The organism is Planktothrix sp. FACHB-1355 (genome assembly GCF_014748295.1).
Taxonomy (GTDB): Bacteria; Cyanobacteriota; Cyanobacteriia; order Cyanobacteriales; family Aerosakkonemataceae; genus Aerosakkonema; species Aerosakkonema funiforme_A.
In genome coordinates this window covers 1-3,796 of record NZ_JACJUP010000688.1, presented here as the reverse complement: position 1 = coordinate 3,796, position 3,796 = coordinate 1, and the positions used below count along the sequence as shown (strand labels likewise).

Annotated in this window: 3 protein-coding genes and 1 pseudogene; 2 read left to right on the top strand and 2 right to left on the bottom strand. The window is 48.7% G+C overall.

Features of this window, described 5'->3' with window-relative positions; translation table 11 throughout:
• Positions 1-239 (bottom strand): annotated as a pseudogene (locus H6S82_RS23090) (hypothetical protein); the annotation flags it as partial.
• Positions 240-345: 106 nt separating this feature from the next.
• Here H6S82_RS23090 and H6S82_RS23085 point away from each other — a divergent pair.
• Positions 346-2,112 (top strand): DUF5942 domain-containing protein, encoded by a 1,767-nt coding sequence (locus tag H6S82_RS23085; RefSeq protein ID WP_190473754.1) that lies wholly within the window; start codon positions 346-348, stop codon positions 2,110-2,112.
• 30 nt (positions 2,113-2,142) lie between these two features.
• On the opposite strand, the gene H6S82_RS23080 is transcribed toward H6S82_RS23085, so the two are convergent.
• Positions 2,143-3,384, bottom strand: coding sequence for an RNA-guided endonuclease TnpB family protein (locus H6S82_RS23080; protein WP_190473755.1), 1,242 nt, complete (start codon positions 3,382-3,384; stop codon positions 2,143-2,145).
• A gap of 93 nt (positions 3,385-3,477) precedes the next feature.
• On the opposite strand from H6S82_RS23080, the gene H6S82_RS23075 reads away from it, so the two are divergent.
• Complete coding sequence (locus tag H6S82_RS23075; protein ID WP_190473756.1) at positions 3,478-3,705, top strand: hypothetical protein; 228 nt, start codon at positions 3,478-3,480, stop codon at positions 3,703-3,705.
• The last annotated feature ends 91 nt before the right edge of the window (positions 3,706-3,796 follow it).

The following is a 3,796-nucleotide window of genomic DNA, read 5'->3' as shown; positions in this document are numbered from 1 at the left end:
ATTGATTTGACATTTTTTAGAGAAAAAGTTTGCAGATTCACTGGTTCTGTGCGCGTAGGTTTTCCCCAAGTTAAATTGCTGCCATTTTGACCCAAAACCGCATAAATATCGTACTTTGCCCGCTCAAATTGCGACGCCCAGCGACGATAAGCTTCAACCTTTTGAAATTCGTTCCAGCCAGCCCAAGCTAACCAAATAAATAGTGCCAGCAACGGCAGCCAAATAAGACCTCTTTCCATATTTGAGCGATCGACTTTTGGTAAATATCCTGCAACAACAGTTTCTAAACTGGGTGAGGTTGAGTTATGGTGGTGATCGAGCTGTCCCTACCCCTGGCAGGTTGACATGAAAAAGCTTTTTCTTCTGAGTTTGTTTATCATCGGTCTCGGTTTCGCCATCTTTAATTTTAAAGGACTGGCAGCCAGAGGCAACTATGACTCGATCGTGCTGGACTTTCGGGAAGATGTTCCCGCAGCCCAAATTGCCGAAAAGCTGAGCGCGATCGCAAAACAGTACCACGTTAACCCTTATCTCAATAGCGAATTCTCTGTAAAGGATAATGTCTATATTGTCAAGGGCGATGAGAAATTACTTAAAGCCCTGAAAAAATCAGATCTAGCCAAACAGACAGAATCTATTGAGCCCAACTATCTGTATTACGCCCTAGAAATCCCCAACGACCCAGAGTACAGCAAGCAGTGGAACCTGCGAAGCATCAACATCGAGTCAGCGTGGGAAGAAACCAAAGGTAGCGGTGTGACAGTAGCCGTGATCGACACTGGCGTCAGCCGCGTTCCCGACTTGCAAAAAACCAATTTCGTCAAAGGCTACGACTTTGTGAACGACAAAGTAGAAGCTGATGACGACAACGGACACGGCACCCACGTTGCAGGTACGATCGCACAATCTACCAACAACGGTTACGGCGTCGCCGGCGTCGCCTACGAAGCCACCATCATGCCGCTGAAAGTCCTGAGTGCAGGCGGTGGCGGTACAGTTGCCGATATTTCCGAAGCCATCAAATTTGCCGCTGACAACGGCGCAGGCGTCATTAATATGAGCTTGGGTGGCGGCGGTGCCAGCGAACTGATGCAAGAAGCCGTTGACTATGCCCACAGCAAAGGCGTAGTTGTAGTAGCAGCAGCGGGTAACGAAAGCCGAGATTCCTCCTCCTACCCAGCTCGCTATCCCCATGTCATCAGCGTATCCGCACTCGGCCCCGACGGTGAAAAAGCACCCTACTCCAACTTTGGTGCAGCTGTAGATATCGCCGCTCCCGGTGGCAGCGAAAACGGTAAGATTCTCCAAGAAACCATTGACTACCAAACCGGCGAACCCATCTTTGCCGGTTATCAAGGCACCAGCATGGCATCTCCCCACGTTGCTGGAGTTGCCGCAATGGTGAAAGCAATGGGTATCGAAAACCCAGATGAAGTCGAAGAAGTCCTCAAAAAATCCGCACTTGCAGTCAAAGAAGACCCCCTCAACCACTTTGGTGCCGGCAAACTGGATGCAGCAGCAGCAGTGAAACTCGCCGCCAAAGGACAAATCACCTTCCGCGACTTCTTCCGCTGGTTGCGCGAAAATGGTTATCTCAACCTCCGCTTCTGGTTTGATGGCGGTGCTGTAGCACTCCTACCTAAGATACTGATGGTATTGGGTTCCTACCTGCTAGCTTGGTTCTTGCGGAACTATTTACCCGGCTGGACTTGGGGGCTAAACAGCGGTTTAATCTTTGGCAGTTCCGGTTTGTTCTTCCTGCGCGGTTTATACGTCTATGATGCGCCCCAGTGGCCTTTCCGAGTCTTGGGTAGTTCTATTCCCGAACTGGGTAACGCCATTCAAGGCACTAGCGCCTTAAACCCGATATTTGCCAGCGTGCTAATTCCGTTAGTTTTAGTAGCGCTGTTGCTGGGAAATCGCAGTTGGAAGTGGTTTGCGATCGGATCTGGCATCGGTGTGGCCAGCTGCTTGCTTGTCAGCGCCGTGATGATGCCTCATGTCATGTGGCTGGGAGAAGGTCTCTGGGCCCGTGCCTTCCTGATCGTTAACGCCCTACTCTGTTTCGGACTTTCTCGGTTAGCTATGCAAGGAGAAAAACAAACTGCTTGACACTCTACCGCCGTAGAACGGCGAAGATTCTCAAGAGATTTTCACTCTTAACGGCTGTGCCAAACAGCCTCTAGACACTCCGCCTAAAGCATCGTGCTTACTTTTTCTCAAGATATTCGCCGCGCCGTTACAGTCAGCGTTTACCAGAAAACCATGCTTCGTTCGATACAGTCCGCGTTTAACCCGTTTCCCGGAGAATTTATATTCTCTCGGTTTATCGGCGTTGTAAATGGGCAGTTTATCCCCGTCGAGAAAACTCGCTCTACTGGTATAGGATTCCTCCTGTTCCACGTAGGCGATACCGTATCTGGAGCACAACGCTTTCAGTTTGGCTCTCAGGCTGGTGTGGGGAATTTGAACGAAGTTTTGGTTATTCCGACTCCCGATGTTAATCTCCTGTTTGATGCCCACGTTAAAACCGACAACGATTTTAGCGATCCGGTTCTCGATACAGTGATTAATAATGTGACGCGCGGCTTTATTGAGATAATCCCGAACCTTGTTATTCCGATTCCGTGTTATTCTCGCCTGACGCTCGGTTATTCCCTCGATATAATGCAAATCTTTAATCGATTGCAGTCGGGCGTTCTCTTTGTTGAACCAACGGTTAAGGGATTTAATTCTTTTACCATCCACGATAAAGGATGCCCCGTTGGTATCGACGCAGGTGGCCAGATTATCGAGTCCGAGATCGATAGCGAGAGCGTTATCGGGTTCTGTAGGAACGGGAGTTTCTTCAACTTCGGCGATCAACTCCACGTCGAAGAAACGCGCGTTATAGCGGGGGTGAATCCGAACTTCTTTAAGAGTATCGGGATCGATTCTCGCAGGAATTGGTATCCAAATTTCCCCGTGTTCCTTGCAGAAGTCACGAGACATCGGAACACGGAATTTTCCATCCTTGATTTTGACCCTCGGCATAATCAAGAGGAAATAACCGTCTTTCGGGAGATAGTGAGGAAGTCTAACTTTCTGTTGAAAGCTTCCCTCTTTTACGGCGTTTATCAAGCCGTAGAAACTCCGAAAGGTTCTATCGACTACTTTAAGGGTCTGTTGGGCTATATCGGTATTCAACCGCTTATAGTTCTCGTTCGCTTTGCAGTAGTGATAGTTAGATTCGTAGCGAAGATGTTTCCCAAATTGAAAGTAATACTGTCTGACCGTGTAAAGCCCCACGTTGTAGAGGTTTTTACTCAGTCGGCAGAGTTCTCGCAAGGCGGTAAATTCCCTCGCCCCGAGTCCGCGTATCTGGTTCTTCTGAGTCAGGTACATCGCTTTCTCGCTAGAACTACAGCCACTTTAGCGAGAAGCCCCTTAAATGTAAAGCCGTCCTAGAAGGACGGGGTTTCAAACCCAAAATTTACGATGAGTTTAAGCGTCACAGGTACGATCGAACGCAAAGGACTTGGGCCAGGAACCTGGGCTATAGTCACCGATAAAGGGGAAACCTACGAACTCTACGAAGGTGGCCCAAAAGAACTGCACGAATCCGGATTGAAAGTCAAAGTCAAAGGCGAAGTCCGAGATGATGTCATGTCCTTTGCCATGATTGGCCCCATCCTGGAAGTAAAATCCTTTGAGGTCGGTAAGTAATTACAGTTCTACCGTTAGTTATTCTTCTGTAGGGTGGGCAATGCCCACCCTATCACTTTTCATATTATCGTCGATATTCATCTCCGCAATC

Excerpts from the sequence above, each read along its gene's own strand:
- H6S82_RS23085 (WP_190473754.1), top strand. The coding sequence starts at position 346 with ATGAAAAAGCTTTTTCTTCTGAGTTTGTTTATCATCGGTCTCGGTTTC.
- H6S82_RS23080 (WP_190473755.1), bottom strand. The coding sequence starts at position 3,384 with ATGTACCTGACTCAGAAGAACCAGATACGCGGACTCGGGGCGAGGGAA.
- H6S82_RS23075 (WP_190473756.1), top strand. The coding sequence starts at position 3,478 with ATGAGTTTAAGCGTCACAGGTACGATCGAACGCAAAGGACTTGGGCCA.